The organism is Variovorax boronicumulans (assembly GCF_029892485.1).
Lineage (GTDB): Bacteria > Pseudomonadota > Gammaproteobacteria > Burkholderiales > Burkholderiaceae_C > Variovorax > Variovorax boronicumulans_B.
This window is the reverse complement of the sequence record NZ_JARXVG010000011.1, coordinates 74,321-92,405: the sequence shown is the minus strand read 5'-3', so window position 1 is coordinate 92,405 and position 18,085 is coordinate 74,321. Positions and strand designations below refer to the sequence as shown.

General features: G+C 67.1%; 19 protein-coding genes and 1 tRNA gene. 7 read left to right on the top strand and 13 right to left on the bottom strand.

Annotated elements, in window-relative coordinates:
• Nucleotides 1-141 precede the first annotated feature (141 nt).
• Nucleotides 142-2,856, bottom strand: coding sequence for a LuxR C-terminal-related transcriptional regulator (locus tag M2282_RS23330; protein ID WP_280811149.1), 2,715 nt, complete (start codon nucleotides 2,854-2,856; stop codon nucleotides 142-144).
• A gap of 108 nt (nucleotides 2,857-2,964) precedes the next feature.
• Between M2282_RS23330 and M2282_RS23325 the strand changes: the two genes are divergently transcribed.
• The gene (locus M2282_RS23325; RefSeq protein ID WP_280811148.1) at nucleotides 2,965-3,747 is read left to right on the top strand and encodes an SDR family NAD(P)-dependent oxidoreductase; all 783 of its coding nucleotides are present in this window, start codon (nucleotides 2,965-2,967) and stop codon (nucleotides 3,745-3,747) included.
• A gap of 36 nt (nucleotides 3,748-3,783) precedes the next feature.
• Complete coding sequence (locus M2282_RS23320; protein ID WP_280811147.1) at nucleotides 3,784-4,962, top strand: acetyl-CoA C-acetyltransferase; 1,179 nt, start codon at nucleotides 3,784-3,786, stop codon at nucleotides 4,960-4,962.
• A gap of 26 nt (nucleotides 4,963-4,988) precedes the next feature.
• Here M2282_RS23320 and M2282_RS23315 read toward each other — a convergent pair whose 3' ends face one another.
• The 5 genes from M2282_RS23315 to M2282_RS23295 all read right to left on the bottom strand — a co-directional run bounded on the left by M2282_RS23315 (nucleotide 4,989) and on the right by M2282_RS23295 (nucleotide 8,486).
• Nucleotides 4,989-5,471 carry a hypothetical protein gene (locus tag M2282_RS23315; protein ID WP_280811146.1) on the bottom strand — a complete coding sequence of 161 codons (483 nt, stop codon included), beginning with the start codon at nucleotides 5,469-5,471 and terminating at the stop codon, nucleotides 4,989-4,991.
• A gap of 189 nt (nucleotides 5,472-5,660) precedes the next feature.
• Entirely contained in the window at nucleotides 5,661-6,392 is a 732-nt protein-coding gene (locus M2282_RS23310) for a ubiquinone/menaquinone biosynthesis methyltransferase (RefSeq protein ID WP_280811145.1), read from the bottom strand.
• A 4-nt stretch (nucleotides 6,393-6,396) separates the two neighbouring features.
• Nucleotides 6,397-6,861 carry a hypothetical protein gene (locus M2282_RS23305; protein ID WP_280811144.1) on the bottom strand — a complete coding sequence of 155 codons (465 nt, stop codon included), beginning with the start codon at nucleotides 6,859-6,861 and terminating at the stop codon, nucleotides 6,397-6,399.
• Between the two features lie 95 nt (nucleotides 6,862-6,956).
• Nucleotides 6,957-7,751, bottom strand: coding sequence for a phosphodiesterase (locus M2282_RS23300; protein ID WP_280811143.1), 795 nt, complete (start codon nucleotides 7,749-7,751; stop codon nucleotides 6,957-6,959).
• Between the two features lie 63 nt (nucleotides 7,752-7,814).
• Nucleotides 7,815-8,486 carry a nitroreductase gene (locus M2282_RS23295; protein WP_280811142.1) on the bottom strand — a complete coding sequence of 224 codons (672 nt, stop codon included), beginning with the start codon at nucleotides 8,484-8,486 and terminating at the stop codon, nucleotides 7,815-7,817.
• Between the two features lie 175 nt (nucleotides 8,487-8,661).
• Between M2282_RS23295 and M2282_RS23290 the strand changes: the two genes are divergently transcribed.
• Nucleotides 8,662-10,302, top strand: a complete 1,641-nt coding sequence (locus M2282_RS23290; protein ID WP_280811141.1) for a 3-(methylthio)propionyl-CoA ligase — start codon at nucleotides 8,662-8,664, stop codon at nucleotides 10,300-10,302.
• A 271-nt stretch (nucleotides 10,303-10,573) separates the two neighbouring features.
• Here the strand turns inward: M2282_RS23290 and M2282_RS23285 are convergent, their stop codons facing one another.
• The 3 genes from M2282_RS23285 to M2282_RS23275 form a co-directional block, all read right to left on the bottom strand.
• Nucleotides 10,574-11,059, bottom strand: a complete 486-nt coding sequence (locus M2282_RS23285; RefSeq protein WP_280811140.1) for a copper chaperone PCu(A)C — start codon at nucleotides 11,057-11,059, stop codon at nucleotides 10,574-10,576.
• A 45-nt stretch (nucleotides 11,060-11,104) separates the two neighbouring features.
• Nucleotides 11,105-11,725, bottom strand: coding sequence for an SCO family protein (locus M2282_RS23280; protein ID WP_280811139.1), 621 nt, complete (start codon nucleotides 11,723-11,725; stop codon nucleotides 11,105-11,107).
• A gap of 106 nt (nucleotides 11,726-11,831) precedes the next feature.
• The gene (locus M2282_RS23275; RefSeq protein ID WP_280811138.1) at nucleotides 11,832-12,233 is read right to left on the bottom strand and encodes a DUF2946 family protein; all 402 of its coding nucleotides are present in this window, start codon (nucleotides 12,231-12,233) and stop codon (nucleotides 11,832-11,834) included.
• 157 nt (nucleotides 12,234-12,390) lie between these two features.
• Here M2282_RS23275 and M2282_RS23270 point away from each other — a divergent pair, with 157 nt between their 5' ends.
• Nucleotides 12,391-12,834 (top strand): helix-turn-helix domain-containing protein, encoded by a 444-nt coding sequence (locus tag M2282_RS23270; protein ID WP_280811137.1) that lies wholly within the window; start codon nucleotides 12,391-12,393, stop codon nucleotides 12,832-12,834.
• Between the two features lie 13 nt (nucleotides 12,835-12,847).
• Here M2282_RS23270 and M2282_RS23265 read toward each other — a convergent pair whose 3' ends face one another.
• Nucleotides 12,848-13,069: a hypothetical protein gene (locus M2282_RS23265; protein WP_280811136.1), complete on the bottom strand. Its 222-nt coding sequence runs from the start codon at nucleotides 13,067-13,069 to the stop codon at nucleotides 12,848-12,850.
• 193 nt (nucleotides 13,070-13,262) lie between these two features.
• Between M2282_RS23265 and M2282_RS23260 the strand changes: the two genes are divergently transcribed.
• Nucleotides 13,263-13,709, top strand: coding sequence for an SRPBCC family protein (locus M2282_RS23260; RefSeq protein ID WP_280811135.1), 447 nt, complete (start codon nucleotides 13,263-13,265; stop codon nucleotides 13,707-13,709).
• Between the two features lie 31 nt (nucleotides 13,710-13,740).
• On the opposite strand, the gene chrA is transcribed toward M2282_RS23260, so the two are convergent.
• Nucleotides 13,741-14,967, bottom strand: a complete 1,227-nt coding sequence (gene chrA, locus M2282_RS23255; RefSeq protein ID WP_280811134.1) for a chromate efflux transporter — start codon at nucleotides 14,965-14,967, stop codon at nucleotides 13,741-13,743.
• A gap of 97 nt (nucleotides 14,968-15,064) precedes the next feature.
• A tRNA-Met gene (locus M2282_RS23250) sits at nucleotides 15,065-15,141 on the bottom strand.
• A gap of 163 nt (nucleotides 15,142-15,304) precedes the next feature.
• Between M2282_RS23250 and M2282_RS23245 the strand changes: the two genes are divergently transcribed.
• A complete protein-coding gene (locus tag M2282_RS23245; RefSeq protein ID WP_280811133.1) occupies nucleotides 15,305-15,970 on the top strand; it encodes a sigma-70 family RNA polymerase sigma factor in 666 nt (221 codons plus the stop codon).
• Nucleotides 15,967-17,214, top strand: a complete 1,248-nt coding sequence (locus M2282_RS23240) for a hypothetical protein (protein ID WP_280811132.1) — start codon at nucleotides 15,967-15,969, stop codon at nucleotides 17,212-17,214. The genes M2282_RS23245 and M2282_RS23240 overlap by 4 nt, the downstream gene beginning before the upstream one ends.
• 31 nt (nucleotides 17,215-17,245) lie before the next feature.
• Here M2282_RS23240 and M2282_RS23235 read toward each other — a convergent pair whose 3' ends face one another.
• Complete coding sequence (locus tag M2282_RS23235; protein ID WP_280811131.1) at nucleotides 17,246-18,025, bottom strand: enoyl-CoA hydratase; 780 nt, start codon at nucleotides 18,023-18,025, stop codon at nucleotides 17,246-17,248.
• Nucleotides 18,026-18,085 lie beyond the last annotated feature (60 nt).

The following is an 18,085-nucleotide window of genomic DNA, read 5'->3' as shown; positions in this document are numbered from 1 at the left end:
TATTGCGAAAACCGCATAACGCCGCGCGTAAGAAGGGTAGCTCGGCGGTGGCGATTTCGTCAGTGTGAACTGAGAAAAAACAGCAAGAAAAACGCTATGCGTCCGCCATGAAATTCAGGGTAATGGCGTGCGGGCAGCTGATTACCGAATCACCCCCACCCTCCGCGCAATCGCCACCGCCTGCGTCCGGCTCTTCGCATCCAGCTTCATGTTGATGTTCCGCAGGTGCGTGCGCACCGTGCTGTCCGACACGAACAATTTCTCGGCCATCGCATTGTTCGAATAGCCCTCCGCCAGCAACTGCAGCACCCGGATCTCCTTGCGCGTCAGCGGCTCCTTGATTCCATCGCCGGCCGGCACCGTCTCCGCATCGACCGCCGACATCGGCCCCATCGCCTGCAGCAACCGCTGCAGATAGTCCGCAAGGATCGGATCGCCGCGCGTCGAAGGGGAAGCCGCAGTTTCTTGCACCGCAGCATTCGCAAAGCGCTGCACCAGCATGCCAACAGCCGGCCCCTCGTCGAGGATCAGCCGCATGAAGCCTTCCTGGCTCGCGGTCTGCAGCACGGCGCCGATTTCGTCGATCGCGGCGGCCATGTCGCCCGCGCGTTGCAGCGCCATCGCGCGCAGCAGGCGCAGCTTGAGCGCGCGGCGGTTGCGCGCCGATGCGACGGCCGCGTGGAGCTCGGCATCGAGCACCGCCAGCGCGGCGCGCGCATCGCCGAACGCGATTTCCCAGCGCGCCTTCGCCAGCGCAAGGTAGTCGAGGTCATGGGCGGGCAGCCGCTGGCGGCGCTCGCGCTCCCATTGCCCGGGCTCGTCGGCGCGCAGCAACTCATCGCGTGACGCGGGTCCGTTGCCCTGCAGCAACAGCATGCGCGAGCGCTCCAGCTTCGCGCCGGCCACCACGCGCGGCAGTTGCCGGTGGTGCCCGAGGTATTCGAGTTCGGTCAGCGCCTGGACGGCCGCGTCGATGTCGCCCGCATGGAACGCGATGCGCGAGCGCATCACGTGGCTCAGGATCATGTGGTCCGGCAGCCCCACGTCGCGCGCGAGCGGCAGGTACACGTTCAGGAGGTGATCCGCCTGCGGCAACTGGTTCGACTCGTACACCACGCCGGCATACAGCACGCCGGCCCACGCGTTGCCGTGGCTGTGGTTGTAGGACACGGCATGCGTCGTATCGACCGCCATGCGCAGTCGCGCGGTCGCCTGGCGCAGCCGGCCTTCATGCAGGTCGAACAGCCCCGCCAGCGACTCGGTGTACATGCGGTTGAAGGTGCTGTTGCCTTGTTCCCGCCGCGCGGCATCGAGCAGCCGCTGCGCCTCGCGCTGGTCGCCGCGCACGGCCAGGATGTTGGCCATGGCGTTGAGCAGCACGCTGTCGGCAAAGGCCAGCCCGGTGGGCATGCGTGCCAGGCTGGCGCGGCCCGCTTCGTACGCTTCGTCGTGCTTGTCCTGCATGGCCAGCAACAGCGGCACCAGCGCGTGCGCGCTCGCCTGCACCTCAGGGATCGCGCTGTCGATGCAGCCCGATTGCTCCAGCATCTGCATCGCCTCCCACGGCCCGTGCGTGAAGCAGGTGGCCCACAGCGCGATGGGCTGCAGAAACGGGTGCGCGCGCAGCTGGTGTTCCGGAATGGCCGAGAACCAGCGCGCGAGCATGCGCATGCGGCCCTGTTCGAGAAACTGCCCCGCGTAGCTGTCGAGCAGCGTCAGCGCATGCGGATGGTCGCCGCCTTCGATGGCGTGGTCGATGGCGGGCACGGGCCGGTCCTGCGATTCGTACCAGCCCGAGGCCGCCAGGTGCAGCCGCTCGATCTCGCCGGGTTGCTCGCGTGCCAGCTGCGCGCGCAGGAAGTCGGTGAACAGGCTGTGATAGCGCCACGCGCGGCCGTCACCGCTCACGGGCGTCAGGAAAAGATTGGCCGCGGCCAGCCGCTCCAGGATGGCCGCGCAGTCGATGCGCGGGTTGAGCGCCTGGCACACCGAGGCATCGAGCTGCCGCAGGATGCTGGTGCGCAGCAGGAAGTCGCGAATCTCCCTGGGCTGGTGCGCGAGCACGTCTTCTGCCAGGTACTCGGCCACCGCGCGGTCGGAGCCCGAGAAGCGTTCGACAAAACCGGTGTCGGTGCCATGCCGCTCCAGCGCCATCGACGCGAGCCAGATGGCGGCCACCCAGCCTTCGGTTTTGCGGTGCAGTTGCGAGAGCAGGTCGGCCGTCAGCGTCTGCAAGCTTGAGGCCTGTGAGGCATGGGCCTGCCGGAGGCCAAAGAAGGCGCTGGTTTCTTCCAGCGTGAAGCGCAGGCGGTCGGTGTCGATCTCCATCAGCTGGCCGCGCGCGCGCAGCCGCCCGAGGCCCAGGTCGGGCAGGCTGCGCGAGCCGATCACGATCTGCCCGCGGCGCGGCAGCTGCTCGATGATCTCGCGCACGAGGCCCAGCACCGCGGGCTCCTGCACCACCTCGAAGTCGTCCAGGAATAGGGTGAAGGGCGCGTCGTGCGCGGCCAGCGCAGCGACGGCGTCGAAGGGGCCGTTGGTGCGGGGCTCTTCCACGCCCAGGCGCTGAGCGGCCTCGGCCAGGCAATTGAGAAAGCGCGAGACGTCGTTGTCGGCGCGGTCCAGCGTGAGCCAGGCGGTGGCGGTGCCTTGCGCCTCCATGCGCTCGCGGATCTGCGCCATCGCCGTGGTCTTGCCGAAGCCGGCGGGGGCACGCACCAGCACCAGCTTGACGCCGGCCGCGGCAACCTCTTCGCCGATGGTGGTGCGCGGCACCTGCGTGACCACGAACGCCGGCGGGTTCAGCTTTGTTTCAAGAATCCGGGGAGAGGGCGGTGGAGAAGCAGGGGAAGGCATCGCAAACGGGGGAGTGAGCGCCTTGAAATTCCGTCGCTTCCGACGATTCCGGCGGTTGATTCTGCTGCCTAAACTGGTTTTCGAACAACCTTCCGGAGACAAGCCAAGATGCAACTCGATGCCAGTATTTCCGCCGTCGTCACCGGCGGCGCCTCGGGCCTGGGCGCCGCCACCGCGCGCCGCCTGGCCAGCCACGGCGTGAAGGTCGCGCTGTTCGACCTCAACGCGGAACAAGGCGAAGCGCTCGCCAGGGAACTGGGCGGCGTGTTCTGCAAGGTTGACGTCACCTCCGAAGAGCAGGTCGACGCGGCCTTCGCCAAGGCCCGCGCCACGCACGGACAGGAGCGGGTGCTGGTCAACTGCGCGGGCACCGGCAACGCGGTGAAGACCGCGAGCCGCGACAAGTCCACGGGCGAGATCAAGCACTTTCCGCTCGCCAACTTCGACCGCATCATCCAGATCAACCTCGTGGGCACCTTCCGCTGCATCGCCAAGTCGGCGGCCGGCATGCTCACGCTCGACATGCTGCAGGACGGCGAGCGCGGCGCCATCGTCAACACCGCCTCGGTGGCGGCGCAGGACGGGCAGATGGGGCAGGCGGCCTACACCGCGTCGAAGGCCGGCATCGTCGGCATGACGCTGCCCATTGCGCGCGACCTGATGAGCGAGGGCATCCGCGTGAACACGATCCTGCCGGGCATCTTCGACACGCCGCTGCTGCAGGGTGCGCCCGACAACGTGAAGGCGGCGCTGGCGGCGTCGGTGCCGTTTCCCAAGCGCCTCGGCAATCCGGCGGAGTACGCGACGCTGGCCGAGCTGATGATCACCAACGGCTACTTCAACGGCGAGAGCGTGCGGCTGGACGGTGCCATTCGCATGGCGCCGCGGTAAGACAATCTTTTCGCAAACCAACAACTGGAGACCCGAATGCCCGAAGCCTATATCGTCGCCGCCGCCCGCACCGCAGGCGGCCGCCGCAACGGCCGCCTGTCCGGCTGGCACCCCGCCGACCTCGCCGCTCAGGTGCTCGATGCGCTGGTAGCGCGCACCGAGATCGATCCCGCGCTGGTCGAGGATGTCATCATGGGCTGCGTCGGCCAGGTCGGCGAGCAGGCCTCGAACATCGCGCGCAATGCGGTGCTGGCCTCGCAGCTGCCCGAGTCGGTGCCGGCCACCTCGGTCGACCGGCAGTGCGGCTCGTCGCAGCAGGCGCTGCATTTCGCGGCGCAGGCCGTGATGTCGGGCAGCATGGACATCGTGATCGCCGCCGGCGTCGAGAGCATGACGCGCGTGCCCATGGGCACGCCGAACATCCTGCCGATGAAGAACGGCCTGGGCTTCTACGTGAGCCCGCTGATGCAGAAGCGCTACCCCGACATCCAGTTCAGCCAGTTCACCGGCGCCGAGATGATCGCCAAGAACTACGGCCTCGAGAAAGCCGAACTCGATGCCTACGCGCTGCGCAGCCACCGCAACGCCATCGCGGCGACGAAGGCGGGCCTGTTCGATGCCGAGATCGTGCCCGTGGCCGCGCGCCTGAACGACGGCACCGAGCCGGGCGACATGCACACCAGCGACGAAGGCATCCGCTACGACGCCACGCTGGAGAGCATCGCGGGCGTGAAGCTGATCGCCGAAGGCGGCCGCTGCACCGCGGCCACCGCGAGCCAGATCTGCGACGGCGCAAGCGGCGTGATGGTGGTCAACGAGCGCGGGCTCAAGGCGCTGGGCGTGGAGCCGCTCGCGCGCATCCACCACATGAGCGTGATGGGGCACGACCCGGTGATCATGCTGGAGGCGCCGCTGCCCGCCACGCAGCGCGCCTTGAAGAAGGCCGGCATGAAGATCGAGGACATCGACCTGTACGAGGTCAACGAAGCCTTCGCGCCGGTGCCGCTGGCGTGGCTGCAGGCACTGGGCGCGGACCCCGATCGCCTGAACGTGAACGGCGGCGCGATCGCGCTGGGCCATCCGCTGGGCGCCTCGGGCACCAAGCTGATGACCACGCTGGTCCACGCGCTCGCGCAGCGCGGCAAGCGCTATGGGCTGCAGACGATGTGCGAGGGCGGGGGCATGGCGAACGTGACGATCATCGAACGGCTCTGAGGGCGGGTCCGTTCGTTCACACCTTCTCAGGCCTGCCAGGCCTTCAGCGCGGCCCGCAGGCATTCCTCGAAGCCCCGCTCGACCCGCGACGGATTCACCGACTCGATGCCCAGCGCCTCGTGCGTGACGCCGTGTTCGCCCGAGCGCTGGTCGTAGGAAGACACGTGGTGCACCTGCCGGGTCGCCGCGAAGGCACGCAGCGTGAAGACCGACTCCCGCCAAGCCAGGTCCGCCAGCCTCACGCCGGCGAGCGGCGAGAAGCGCACCGAGATGTAGGGCTTGTACGGGTCGGCGAGGTCGTCGTCGACGAGCGCATCGTGCCGCGAGGCGACGAGGTCCGCGACGAAGGCGTCGAGCAGCGGCCTCACGCCCGCTTCGACCCGTGTCTTGAACTCCGAGAGAAATGCTTCGCGCGCGACCTGCGTGTTGATGGCGGCGGCGGCCTTGCTGGCGGCACGCGCGGCGATCGCGGCCTTGTGTTCTTCGATTGCTTTCTTGACCAGCGACATGGGGGGAGATTCAGGTGTCTGCGTTCGCGTTCGCCCGAAGCGTCGAACGGTCGGCGCGGGATCGGGGGCGGAGGGGGCCCGGGAGATTCTTCAATGCAGAAAAATCGGGCGCGGCGACTGTAACGGCGCAATCTGGCCGTCCCCTGCGCAAAGGCAAAAAGTATCGCCTGGCGATGCCGAAGGTAGCAGTCAGGGGCGCGGCTCGAGCGGCTTGCGCGCGATATGGATCGCCACGATGCCGAGCGACAGCCGTTCGAACGCGACGTCCGCGAACCCCATGTCCTGGAGTTCGGCGGCGAGCCCTTCGGCCGTAGGGAAATCCTGGATGCCCTTGAGCAGGTAGCGGTAGGCCGAGGCATCGCCGCCGGTTGCCGCCCATCCGATGACGGGCATGCACACGGCCATGTAGCCGAGGTAGGCGCGGTGAAGCCAGCGCACGGAGATGTTCGATGCTTCCAGTGCGATGAAGCGGCCGCCCGGCTTCAGCACGCGGAGTGCTTCGCGCAGCGCCAGCTTGCGCTCGCAGATCTTGAGGCCCAGCGAGATGGAGTAGAGATCGACGCTGTTGTCCGCGATGTCCGGCATCGCGTGTGCATCGAGCACCCGGAACTCGACCGGCACCTTCAGCTGCGTGGCGCGACGGCGCGCGATCGCGAGCATCTGCGGGCTGATGTCTGTGGCGACGATCTTCTGGCCTGACTGCAGGCCTTTGCGCTGCGCCACCTTCAGGACGACGTCGCCCGTGCCCGCCGCGACGTCCAGGAGATCGGTCCACGGCTCTTGCGTGATGAGCGCTGCCACCCGTCGCTTCCACAGCCGATGAATGCCGAAGCTGAAGAGGTCCGACAGAAGGTCGTAGCGTCCGGCGACGCGGCCGAACACATCGTCTTCTTGCGTGTGGAAATCGGCGGCGTTGTTCATGGGCTCACGCGCTTCGGGAAAACAACCGGAACGGCGAGCTCAGCAAGCAGCCGAGCCACAGCGACGCGAGCCCATCCGATGCCTTGTCGTGCCAGCCGTGCTTGTCGTCCCACAGCAGCGCGTCGTCTTCGATCTGCACGCTCCACGTCGCATCGGCGAGCACTTCGCGACGGATTCGGTTGAGGCAATCGACCCAATGGCGTGCGCCCTTGTGCATGGCGAAGGGCTTGTTGTCGGGGAGCGCTGTCGCGCCTGACAGCACATCTTCACCGGTGAGTCGGGATGCCTCGTAGAGCGTGAAGCTTTCCCAGTTGAGGCCTTTGCCTTTGTGGGCGTAGCCCTCGATCTCGGCGGACGATTGCACGATCGTGTCGATGCGCTGGGCCTCGTCGGGGGTCAGTGGCGTGGCTCGCTTGGCGGTGTAGTAGATGCTGAAGCCCATGGTGCGCGGATTCTGCCGCAGGGTCATGCCTCGTCCCCGGGGTAGATCGAGCGGATCGCCTCTACCTGATGCGGGCACCGCTCGCGAGCACGATCAAGTGCGCGAAGTCGTGAGCGGCAGTGTCACGCAAACGGATACGGCCCGTCCAGCTTCCCGATGTGGCTCACATGGCTCACCATGCCTTGCGCCTCGTCCCACAGATGCAGCATGCAACCCGGTCGCCCCAGGTAAGACGCGGGCGCCGCATCGGGCGCGAGCTGCAGCGCGATCTCGGTCGTGCTGCTCGGACACGAACAGACGACGGTGCCCGCCCAGCGCCTGAGCATCGTGCGGTGCACATGCCCGCAGAGCACCAGCTCGATGTTGCCGACGCTTCGCACGATGGCTTCGAGCGGCGCGGTGTCGATGTACCGGTAGCTGTCCATGTACGGAATGCCGCTGGTGAAAGGCGGGTGGTGCAGCATCAACAGCGTCGGCTTCTCGCGGTCGGCTTCGAGCGTGCGCTCCAGCCATGCGAGACCCTCGGCGTCGAGGTGTCCATGGTGCAGGCCGGAAATGCACGAGTCGAGCGCGACGATGCGCACCGGGTGCGTGTCGATGCAGTAGTGCAGCGCGCCCGCGGCTGGCAAGTAGGCATGGTCCGCGAAGGCGGTGCGGAAGTTCTCGCGATGGTCGTGGTTGCCGGGAATGACGAGGTAGGGAATCGAGAGCCTTGCGAGCAGACGGCGGGCTTCCGCGTATTCCTCGGGGCGGCCTTCATCGACGAGGTCGCCCGTCAGCAGCACCAGGTCGGGTCGCCGATCGAGCGCGTGCAGGTGCGCAATGGCCTCTTCGAGCATCCGGTTCGAATCGACCACACCTTGGTACAGCTGGCCGGCGGGGCGGACATGGGGGTCGGAGATCTGGGCGATGAGCATGAGGGGAGTTTCTTGGTTTCTCGAATCAAGCAGGATTCGTTCCCTCTGCCGATGTCCTGTCGATCAGATGCCGATGAATTCGGCCACTTCGCCCAGCGGTGCGCGCTCGGTCACCAGCGCATCGAGCGGCTTGCTCCGGTCCGCGTACCCGATGGCCATGCCCGTGAACAGCATCCGCTCGGGCGGCAGTTCGATGAAACGGCCGATGGTCTGCGGATAGATCGCCCAGCATTCCTGCGGGCAACTGTCGAGCCCTTCGGCGCGCAGCAGCAGCATGACGTTCTGCAGCACCATGCCGAGGTCGGACCACTGCGGCGGACCCATGCGGCGGTCGACCGTGCAGAACAGCGCGAGCGGCGCGCCGAAGAACTGGTAGTTGCGCGCGAACCATTCGCGCCGCGCGGCCTTGTCTTCGCGCGGAATGCCCAGGCGCGCATACATCGCCTCGCCGACCGCGAAGCGGCGGTCGCGGTACGGTGCGACGAGCTCGCGCGGGTAGATGTCGTACTCGGTGCCTTCGCCGGTCGGCATTTCCTGCACGCGGGTGCGCATGAGGGCCTTGAGTTCATCGAGCCGCTCGCCGCCCACCACGTGCAGGTGCCAGGGCTGCAGGTTGCCGCCCGATGGCGCGCGCAAGGCTTGCTGCAGCACGCGGCGTATGACGTCGGGCGCCACGGGCGTGCTCAAAAATTCGCGCACCGATCGACGGCTCGCAACGGCTTCGTACACGTTCATGCTTTGGCTTTCATTCGGGAACAGGGCGGGATGCGTTCATCTTGGATGAGGCCGATGCTAGGGACAACCCCGGGGTGCTCAATCGTCCGTTCCGACGATGTGGCGTGCATGAGCCCCTGCCTACGATGCAGCCGGCCGCTGCATGAGATTCCCCCGGCGCACAGGAGACAAGAACATGTTCGGATTGATGCAAGACCGCCCGCTGTTGATCTCTTCGCTGATCGACCATGCGGCCACCTTCCACCCGCACGCCGAGATCGTCGGGCGCACGGTGGAGGGGCCGGTTCATCGCACCAACTATGGGGAGGTGCAGCGCCGTTCGAAGCAGGTGGCCAACGCGATGAAGGTGCTGGGCATCGAGCCCGGCGACCGCGTGGGCACGCTCGCATGGAACACGTATCGCCACCTCGCGCTGTACTACGGCGTCTCGGGTTCGGGCGCGGTGCTGCACACGGTGAACCCGCGGCTCTTTCCGGAGCAGATCGACTACATCGTCAACCATGCGGAAGACAAGGTGCTGTTCTTCGACACCAGCTTCGCGCCGCTGGTCGAGAAGCTCGCGCCGCAATTGAAGACCGTGCGCGCCTTTATCGCGATGACCGACCGCGCGCACATGCCCGCCATCGATGTGCCCAACCTGCTGTGCTACGACGAACTCATCGGCGCGCAGAGCGAGCACTACACCTGGCCCGAGTTCGACGAGCGCACCGCCTCGTCGCTCTGCTACACCTCGGGCACCACGGGCAACCCCAAGGGCGTGCTGTATTCGCACCGCTCCACCGTGCTGCATTCGCTGATGGAGTGCGCGCCCGACACCTTCGGCGTCAACTCGCAGATGACGCTGCTGCTCGCGGTGCCGATGTTCCACGCCAACGCGTGGGGCATGCCGTATGCGGCCGCGATGACCGGCATGAAGCTGGTGATGCCCGGCCCGCACATGGACCCACAGAGCCTGTACGAGCTGATGCGCGACGAAAAAGTCGGCTTCTCGCAAGCCGTGCCGACTATCTGGCTGATGCTGTTCCAGTACTTCGATGCGCACCCCGAGATCGACACGCATGCCATTGGCCTGAAGCGCATCGGCGTGGGCGGCGCGGCCACGCCGCGCGCCATGATCGAACGCTTCGAGCGCGACTTCGATGCCGACTTCGTGCAAGGCTGGGGCATGACCGAGACCAGCCCCATCGGCGTGATCGGCAACCTGCTGCCCAAGCACCGCGCGCTATCGAAGGAGGAGCAGACCACGGTGAAGATGAAGCAGGGCCGCGGCGTGTGGGGTGTGGAGATCAAGATCGTCGGCGAGGACGGCCAGCGCCTGCCGCACGACGGCAAGGCCTTCGGCCACCTGCATGTGCGCGGGCCGTGGATCGCGAGCGGCTACTTCAAGGGCGAGGGCGGCAGCGTGCTCGATGCCGAAGGATTTTTTCCGACCGGCGATGTCGCCACCATCGACGAAGACGGCTATGTGCAGCTGGTCGACCGCGCGAAGGACGTCATCAAGTCGGGCGGCGAGTGGATCTCGTCCATCGACCTGGAGAACGCCGCGAGCGCGCACCCGGCCGTGGCCGAGGCTGCGGTGATCGGCATCGCACATCCGAAGTGGCAAGAGAGGCCCTTGCTCATCGTGGTGAAGCGCGCGGGCGTGGAGGTCACGGGCGAGGAACTGCTCACTTTTCTTTCGACGCGCGTGGCGAAGTGGTGGCTGCCCGAGGACGTGGCTTTCGTCGACAGCCTGCCGCATACAGCCACCGGCAAGCTGCTGAAAACGAAGCTGCGGGAAATGTTCAAGGGATATGTCGCTGCGAAGTCAGTTTGATGACTTGTTCGTTTTTTCTGTGGACAACTCTGTGGGTTGCCGGAGGAGGGCGGGCTTCAAAGCGAGCATTGACGGGCCTTCCCACCACGTTGCCTGTTGAATGAGCAGCCAGGGAACCCGGGCTACGCGAACCGGTGGGTTCGCGACCGGCTTAGGGGGAAATCCTCAGCAGATTTCTTGCGCGCTACACGGCGGTCTTGGGTAACATCGCCGGCCGTTCGTGCGCAGCGATCGAACGCTCATTCAGTCGATCGATCGATCGCGACGTCGCTCAGTGCTTGTGCTCGCCGTGCGCGGCTGCGGGCTTGGCCGCGCTGTTGAGCGCGCGCACCGGCGCCTTCACCTCCAGCGTTTCGCGCTTGCCGTCCTGGCCTTCGAACACCAGCGTGAGCGGCACGGTGTCGCCTTCCTTCACCTGCTGCTTGAGGTCCAGCAGCATCACGTGATAGCCGCCGGGCTTGAGCTCGACCGTCTTGCCCGCGGGCAGCACGACCGAGGGCACCTGCCGCATGCGCATCACGCCGTCCTGCATGGCCATCTCGTGCACTTCGACGACCGGCGTGACGGGCGAGCTGGCCGAGATGAGCTTCGTGTCCTTTGAAGCGTTGAGCTGCATGAACGCGCCGGTGGCCTGTTGCTGCGGCACGGTGGCGCGGACCCACGCCTCCTTGACGGTGACTTGCGCGTGCGCGGTGGCCACGAGAAACGAAGCAGCGGAGAGGGCGAGGATGCGGGCGATGGGGGTCATGTTCGTCATGAGAAAAATCTCCTTGGATATGAATGGATCGGGTTGAACTGAAGTTCAGGCGGTCGTCTTGAGAATCCTGCGCAGGTCTTCGGCGCATTCCGGCCCACCCTGTTCGTGGCGCAGCACCAGCCGGATTTTTCCGTACGGGTCGTACACATAGCTGAAGGCCGAATGGTCCATCGTGTACGAAGAACCGGTGGGCACCTTCTTGTAGTAGGCCTTGAAGGCCTTGGCCGTCTCGCTGGTTCTCTGCAGGTCGCCGTAGAGCCCGATGAAGCTCGGATCGAAGGCGTTCGTGTAGGCCTTCAGGACCACGGGCGTGTCGCGCTCCGGATCGACGGTGACGAAGATCACCTGCAGGCGCTCGCCGTCGGCGCCTAGCATGTGGCGGATCTCGGCGGCGCGCAGCAGCGCGGTGGGGCAGACGTCGGGGCATTGCGTGAAGCCGAAGAACAGCATCACGGCCTTGCCATTGAAATCGGCCACGGTGCGCTCGCGGCCCTCGGGGTCGGTGAGGCGGAAGTCCTGCGCGTAGTTGGCGCCGGTGATGTCGATGCCGTTGAAGCGCGCGGGCAGTACCTTGTCGCAAGCGGCGAGCGACAGCGCGGCAACGCTGCCGCCGGCGATGAGAAGGTGTCGGCGTGAAAGAGGTCGATGAGGTCGTGGCGTGTGCATGAAAGCTCTCTGGCGTTCGCGCGAATGCGAACGCATGAATGGCGGGAACGCGCGATGAGAAAACCACCATCGAGGTGGCATCACATGCGCAGGAACCGGAAGCGAATCAGCAGAGAGCGGGAGGCCCGCGCGCCGGAGGCGGCGCCGCGGTGACGGTGGCGATGTGCGCGTGCGCGACCGGCGCGGCCGCGTGGACGGCGGGCACGACGGCTGGCAGCGAAACGGCGGGCGCCGCGGGCGGCGCACCGCCGAGCACGCACAGGGGGCAGTCGAGGTGACCGGCGCCCAACTCGTGCGCGCCATCGTCCGTGTGCACGATGGCCTTCACCGAACCGCTGGCCGAGCAGACCAGTTCCATCGACAGCGGATGCACCATCGGCGAGGCGATGGCCGCGCCAAGCGACAGCGCGAACCACAGCAGCGCCCAGCGGATCAGCGGCACGCCGGGACGTGGCAAACGCGCAGGGGCTGCGTGCCTGTTCGGTGCGGCGTGGAGGGGCGTGGGCATTGGCGCGGATTATCGGCGACGTGCATCGGCCCTATGCGAAGTTCGGTTTCACGCCAACCCCTTTTGCATTCTGCGGACTCATAACGTCGCGGGCGGTGGGTGGCCGGCCACAACTACTCGCGGTCGCAACTGTTGACGATGTGGTCACAATGTAGGCATGCCAAATATTGCATCCATCCTCAAAGCCGAAATCTCACGCGTTGCAAGGAAAGAAGTGCGCGCGGAGATCGACATTCTCAAAAAGGCCTCCGCGAACCATCGCGCCTCGATTGCCGCACTGCGCCGGCAAGTGAGTGCGCTGGAGAAGGAATTGCGGCGCGCCACCAAGGGGGCTGCCACACGGCGTGCACCTGCCGACGAGTCGGAAGAGGCGGGCGAGTCGGGACCCAAGCGCAGATTCAGCGCGGGCCGGCTGGCTGCGCATCGCAGCAAGTTGGGTATTTCGGCTGCGTCTTACGGGAAGCTGGTCGGTGTGTCGGGCCAGACGATCTACCACTGGGAGCAGGGCAAGGCCCGGCCGCGCGCAGCGCAACTTCAGAAGCTCGCTGCTGCACGAGAGCTCGGCAAGCAGGAAGTCGCCGAACGGTTGGAAGCCGAGTAAGCCGCGACGGCGGCTACCAAGGCTTCCACCAGGGCCGCACGGATTGCCAGTCGGCCAGCGGTCGGGTGTCCAGATCATGGATCGCCGCAGGGGCGCCGCCGCGCAGCCTGCGTACTTCGACTTCGAGCGCGTGGGCGATGCCCCGCGCGTTGCGATCGCCTCGAAGCGCGCGCCGCCGCCACTCGGCCGCTTGGGCTGCCAAGGCGTGCGGATCCGGGTTTTCCATTTCGAGCATGAGCGGGATTCTTCATGTCCTCGCGCGGCTGCCTGTAGGCGGAAGGAGTAAGCCTCTGTACGAAGAGATACAGATGGCACTACGGTGACACCGCAAGTTCGGCGCGCGCAAACGATTGGCAGCATCTACGGTTTCTCGGTCCTTGTGATGCAGGGCGGATGTTCGTAGGCTCGCGGCTTCTAAAGGAAAACCCATGAGCACCAACACGGTCAGATTGCATCGCGTCCTGGCTGCAAAGCCCGAAAAGGTCTATCGCGCATTCCTCGATGCCGATGCCAAGGCACGGTGGCTGCCGCCCAATGGCTTCACGGGCAAGGTCCACGAAATGGACGCCAGGGTGGGTGGCAAGTACAGGATGTCGTTCACGAACTTCACCACGGGCCAGAGCCACTCGTTCAGCGGCGAATACATCGAGCTCGTGCCGAACGAGCGGCTGCGCTACACCGATGTTTTCGACGATCCCAACCTGCCCGGGAAAATCCAGGTGACGGTCACCTTGAAGCAGGTTTCGGTCGGCACCGAACTGAGCATCGTGCAGGAAGGGCTGCCCGATGTGATCCCCCTGGAATCCTGCTATCTGGGCTGGCAGGAGTCGCTGCGCAACCTGGCGAGGCTGGTCGAGCCGGAGATCAGCGGGTAGCAAGCACCGTGCGGTCGTTCAGGCCGCGGCGTCAGAGGGCGAGCAGCCATCCGGCGATGGCGGCCAGCGCAACGACCAGCACCGGCGAAAGTCGCCCGTAGACGAGCAGGCCGAATGCGGCCAGGGCCAGTCCGAAATCGGCGGGCGAATGAATGGCGCTAGTCCACACCGGGTCGTAGAGCGCCGCCAGCAGCACGCCGACGACCGCCGCATTGACGCCGGCCATCGCGCGCTGGACGCCGTCGCGCTGGCGCAGGACCTCCCAGAAAGGAAGCGCGCCGATCACGAGCAACGCGGCCGGAAGGAAGATGGCCAGCAGCAACGCCAGGCCGCCCAGCCATCCACCAAACGGGCCGGGCATGACGGCGCCGAGGAAGGCCGCAAACGTGAACAGAGGGCCCGGCACCGCCTGGGCGGCGCCGTAGCCCGCCAGGAAGACGTCGTTCGAGACCAGGCCGCTGGGCACCACGCCGGCTTGCAGCAAGGGCAGCACCACATGCCCGCCGCCGAAGACCAGCGCGCCGGCCTGATAGAACCTCGCGGCTACAGACAACGCGGGTGAGTGCATCGCCGCAGCCAGCAACGGCAACGCTGCGAGCAGGACAACGAACAGCCCCAGCAGCACAGCGCCGGTTGCTTTGCTCACGCCGTAGTCGCGGTGCTGCGCCGCGGGAGGGCGGCCGAGTTCCAGCGCCCAACGCCCCACGAGGCCGCCGACGACGATGGCCGCGATCTGTTCGACCGCCGAGGGAACGGCGAGCACCAAAAGGGCCGCGGCAATGGCGACGCCTGCACGCAGGCGATCGGGGCACAGCGACTTGGCCATGCCCCAGACCGCCTGCGCGACGACGGCGACCGCGACCACCTTCAGGCCATGGATGGCGCCCGACTGCGAGAGCGCCGTCCACTGCATGACCCCGGCCGCAAAGAGGATGAGCGCCGCCGCCGAAGGGAGCGTGAAGCCGATCCACGCCGCCATCGCGCCGCCCCAGCCCGCGCGGCCCAGCCCCAGCGCAATACCGACCTGGCTGCTCGCGGGCCCGGGCAGAAACTGGCACAGCGCCACGAGGTCGGAGTAGCTCTTGTCGTCCAGCCATCCTCGGCGCTCGACGAACTCCGCGCGGAAGTAGCCGAGGTGGGCGACCGGTCCGCCGAAGGACGTCAGGCCGAGCTTGAGGAATGCGAGGAAGACTTCGAGCACCGTGCCGCGTGAGCGGGCGCCGGGGATCTCAGGTTCGGGTTGCCGAGGCAGGCTCATGGGGCGGAAATCTTCTGCAAGACCAAACGAAAAAAAGCCCTAAGTAGTTGATCTACCTAGGGCTTTTGACTTTAGCGGAGAACCGCTTCAGCAGTGTTGGTGGCTCTTCACGGATTCGAACCGCGGACCTGTGGATTATGATTCCATCGCTCTAACCGACTGAGCTAAAGAGCCGTTCAGCGTTTTGCGCTGAGCCCAAAATTATAGCCCAGTCCGCGGGGCGACTTCAACCACCCGCCGGAAGCTCCCCCATTTTTCCGCCACCGGCCGCACGATTTCGTGGGCGCGAACCCCGATGCTGTCCGTCGCCCGTACAAGCTCAGGTGAAAATCCGCCGATGTCTGCGCTCCCACGCGCCCCTTCCGCCAAAGCCGCCACCGAGCGCGACGCCATGCCCGACGATCAGTTGATGCTGGCCTACGCCCATGGTGACGCCGCCGCGTTCGACGTGCTCTATGCGCGCCACGAGGGTGGGCTGTTCCGCTTCGTCAAGCGGCTCCTGGGCGCGCGGCTCGCGGCGCAGGCCGACGAGGTGTTCCAGGACACCTGGGTGCGGATCATCTCGGCGCGCGAGAGCTTCTCGCCGCAGGGCGCCGCGTGGCGCACCTGGGCTTTCACGATCGCCCACAACCTTGCGATGGACCGCCTGCGCGTGAGCGGACGCGAGGTGACGCTCGATGCGCATCCGGACGACGACGGCGATGCCGTGCCCACGCTCGACCGCGGCGTGCGAGGCGCCGTCGATGCGGCCGCTCACCCATCTGCCGAAGAGCTTGCGTTCTGGCGCGCGGCCGGCCGGCGCCTGCTGGCGTGCCTCGATGAATTGCCCGCCGACCAGCGTGCCGCGTTCCTGCTGCACCATGAAGACGGCCTCACCGTCGAGGCCCTGGCAGCGAGCCTGGAGATCGGTTTCGAGACGGTGCGCAGCCGCCTGCGCTACGGGCTGCAGAAGCTGCGCGGCTGCATGGAACGTTACCTGTCGGTGCTGGAGCAGCGCGCATGAGCAACGGCACCCATCTCCCCGGCGACGGCGACCTGCGCGACCCGGCGCTGCGCCGCGCGCTCGACAACGCGCCCGATCGCGAGGCAACGCCCGATCCGCGCACGCGCGACGCGATCCGCAAGATGGCGCACAACCTGGCTGCGGCGTCCGTCTCTGCGCCGGCATCCGCCGCCAACAACGCGAGCGCCGCGCCCTGGTGGCGCCGGCTGTTCGGAGGCGGCGACACGCAAGCGCGCATGCCTTGGAATGCGGCCTTCGCCACCGTGCTCGTGGCCACTTTCGTGACCGTGTTGTGGCACCGCGAGCCGATCCCCGATGCGAGGCTCGATGGCGAGGCGAAGGTTGCGGGCGCGCCGGCACCAGCGCCTGCTGCTGCGCCGACGCCACAGGCACCCAGTCCGGCCATCGCCGCGCAGCAAGCACCGGCTGCACCCGCACGCGATGCAGCCAGGGAGGCGCCGGACCGCGCCACGGCCGACATCGCCCGCGGGTCCACACCGGCACCGGCGCCTCTTCGCAAACAGGCCACGCCCGCGCCGGATACGAAGGCAGCGCCTCCCGCGCCAGCCGCCGCGCAAGTACCCGCGGCGCCCGTTCCACCATCGCCCGCCATCGTTGCGCCGGCGCCTCCGCTGGCACCCGCGGCGGAAGCCGCTGGCACTGCCGGATCGTCCGCGCGCACGCGTCAAAAGAGCGATAGCGCGCAGGAAGAAAGCGTGAAGGAGCGGCGCAGTACCTACGCCGAGGCGCCTGCACCGTCGATGGCGCCCACGCCCATTGCCGAGCCTGAAAGAAGCGCCCCCCCGATCGCCGCCGCACCCGTCGCGCCGGCGGGCAGTCCGAATGCCGATGCCTCCGGCGCTGTGCGCGATACCGCGCCGCCGCGCGCCGCGGCGGCGAAGGCCGCCAGACCGTCAGCCGGCGCCTCGGCGTTCTCCGCGTTGGACCGCTGGACGTCCTTCGACCTCACGCGCGCAGGCCTGGGCGTGCGCCACGCACGCGGCGACCTCGAGGGGCTGGCGGCGCTGGTGAACACCGTGGCCCGGTCGGCCACGGCGGCCGATGCGCCGCTGGCTGCGCCGGTCGAGGCGCGCCTGTCGCTCTACCAGGGCGGCACGTCGATCGCCCTGCTCGAGATCGCAGGCGACCAGGTGCGCTGGACGCCGCAGCCCGGCGGCACCGCAACGGTCGGCGCGCCGCCGCCGCAGGCGCTCGCCGCGTTGCGGGCGCTGCTGACGCGCTGATCACGCGCCGCACCCACACAACACAACGCCCTCAGGCGTTCTTGAAATCCGGCGGACGCTTGTTCAGGAAAGCGTCCATGCCTTCCTTCTGGTCTGCCGTGGCGAACAGCGCGTGGAACAGCCGGCGCTCGAACATCACGCCATCGCTCAGGCCGCTCTCGAAGGCGCGGTTGACCGATTCCTTGGCTGCCATCACCGAGATCTGCGAGAAGCCGCAGATGATGAGCGCCGCGCCCAGCGCCTCGTCGGCCAGCTTTTCGTAAGGCACCACGCGGCTCACGAGGCCGGCGCGCTCGGCTTCGGCGGCGTCCATCATGCGGGCGGTGAGCACCATGTCCATCGCCTTGCTCTTGCCCACCGCGCGCGGCAGGCGCTGCGTGCCGCCGGCGCCGGGGATCACGCCGATCTTGATTTCGGGCTGGCCGAACTTGGCGGTGTCGGCCGCGATGATGAAGTCGCACATCATCGCGAGCTCGCAGCCTCCGCCCAGCGCAAAGCCGGCGACCGCGCCGATCACGGGCTTGCGGATCGTGCGGATGGTTTCCCAGTTGCGGGTGATGTAGTCGCCCTTGTAGGTGTCGATGAAGCTGTACTTGGCCATCGCCGCGATGTCGGCGCCGGCCGCGAAGGCGCGCTCGCTGCCGGTGAGGATGATGCAGCCGATGGCCTCGTCCGCATCGAAGGCCTTGAGCGCCTGGCCCAGCTCGGTCATCAGCGCGTCGTTGAGCGCATTCAGGGCCTTGGGGCGGTTGAGGGTGATGATGCCGACCTTGCCTGCTTCGGTCCGCACTTCGATGTTTTCGTAGCTCATGTTGTCTCCGGGAGAGGTGGGAAAAATTCGCTCGGGCCACTATACCGAGCAAGGCTTCTT

Excerpts from the sequence above, each read along its gene's own strand:
- M2282_RS23330 (WP_280811149.1), bottom strand. The coding sequence starts at position 2,856 with ATGCCTTCCCCTGCTTCTCCACCGCCCTCTCCCCGGATTCTTGAAACA.
- M2282_RS23325 (WP_280811148.1), top strand. The coding sequence starts at position 2,965 with ATGCAACTCGATGCCAGTATTTCCGCCGTCGTCACCGGCGGCGCCTCG.
- M2282_RS23320 (WP_280811147.1), top strand. The coding sequence starts at position 3,784 with ATGCCCGAAGCCTATATCGTCGCCGCCGCCCGCACCGCAGGCGGCCGC.
- M2282_RS23315 (WP_280811146.1), bottom strand. The coding sequence starts at position 5,471 with ATGTCGCTGGTCAAGAAAGCAATCGAAGAACACAAGGCCGCGATCGCC.
- M2282_RS23310 (WP_280811145.1), bottom strand. The coding sequence starts at position 6,392 with ATGAACAACGCCGCCGATTTCCACACGCAAGAAGACGATGTGTTCGGC.
- M2282_RS23305 (WP_280811144.1), bottom strand. The coding sequence starts at position 6,861 with ATGACCCTGCGGCAGAATCCGCGCACCATGGGCTTCAGCATCTACTAC.
- M2282_RS23300 (WP_280811143.1), bottom strand. The coding sequence starts at position 7,751 with ATGCTCATCGCCCAGATCTCCGACCCCCATGTCCGCCCCGCCGGCCAG.
- M2282_RS23295 (WP_280811142.1), bottom strand. The coding sequence starts at position 8,486 with ATGAACGTGTACGAAGCCGTTGCGAGCCGTCGATCGGTGCGCGAATTT.
- M2282_RS23290 (WP_280811141.1), top strand. The coding sequence starts at position 8,662 with ATGTTCGGATTGATGCAAGACCGCCCGCTGTTGATCTCTTCGCTGATC.
- M2282_RS23285 (WP_280811140.1), bottom strand. The coding sequence starts at position 11,059 with ATGACGAACATGACCCCCATCGCCCGCATCCTCGCCCTCTCCGCTGCT.
- M2282_RS23280 (WP_280811139.1), bottom strand. The coding sequence starts at position 11,725 with ATGCACACGCCACGACCTCATCGACCTCTTTCACGCCGACACCTTCTC.
- M2282_RS23275 (WP_280811138.1), bottom strand. The coding sequence starts at position 12,233 with ATGCCCACGCCCCTCCACGCCGCACCGAACAGGCACGCAGCCCCTGCG.
- M2282_RS23270 (WP_280811137.1), top strand. The coding sequence starts at position 12,391 with ATGCCAAATATTGCATCCATCCTCAAAGCCGAAATCTCACGCGTTGCA.
- M2282_RS23265 (WP_280811136.1), bottom strand. The coding sequence starts at position 13,069 with ATGCTCGAAATGGAAAACCCGGATCCGCACGCCTTGGCAGCCCAAGCG.
- M2282_RS23260 (WP_280811135.1), top strand. The coding sequence starts at position 13,263 with ATGAGCACCAACACGGTCAGATTGCATCGCGTCCTGGCTGCAAAGCCC.
- chrA (WP_280811134.1), bottom strand. The coding sequence starts at position 14,967 with ATGAGCCTGCCTCGGCAACCCGAACCTGAGATCCCCGGCGCCCGCTCA.
- M2282_RS23245 (WP_280811133.1), top strand. The coding sequence starts at position 15,305 with ATGTCTGCGCTCCCACGCGCCCCTTCCGCCAAAGCCGCCACCGAGCGC.
- M2282_RS23240 (WP_280811132.1), top strand. The coding sequence starts at position 15,967 with ATGAGCAACGGCACCCATCTCCCCGGCGACGGCGACCTGCGCGACCCG.
- M2282_RS23235 (WP_280811131.1), bottom strand. The coding sequence starts at position 18,025 with ATGAGCTACGAAAACATCGAAGTGCGGACCGAAGCAGGCAAGGTCGGC.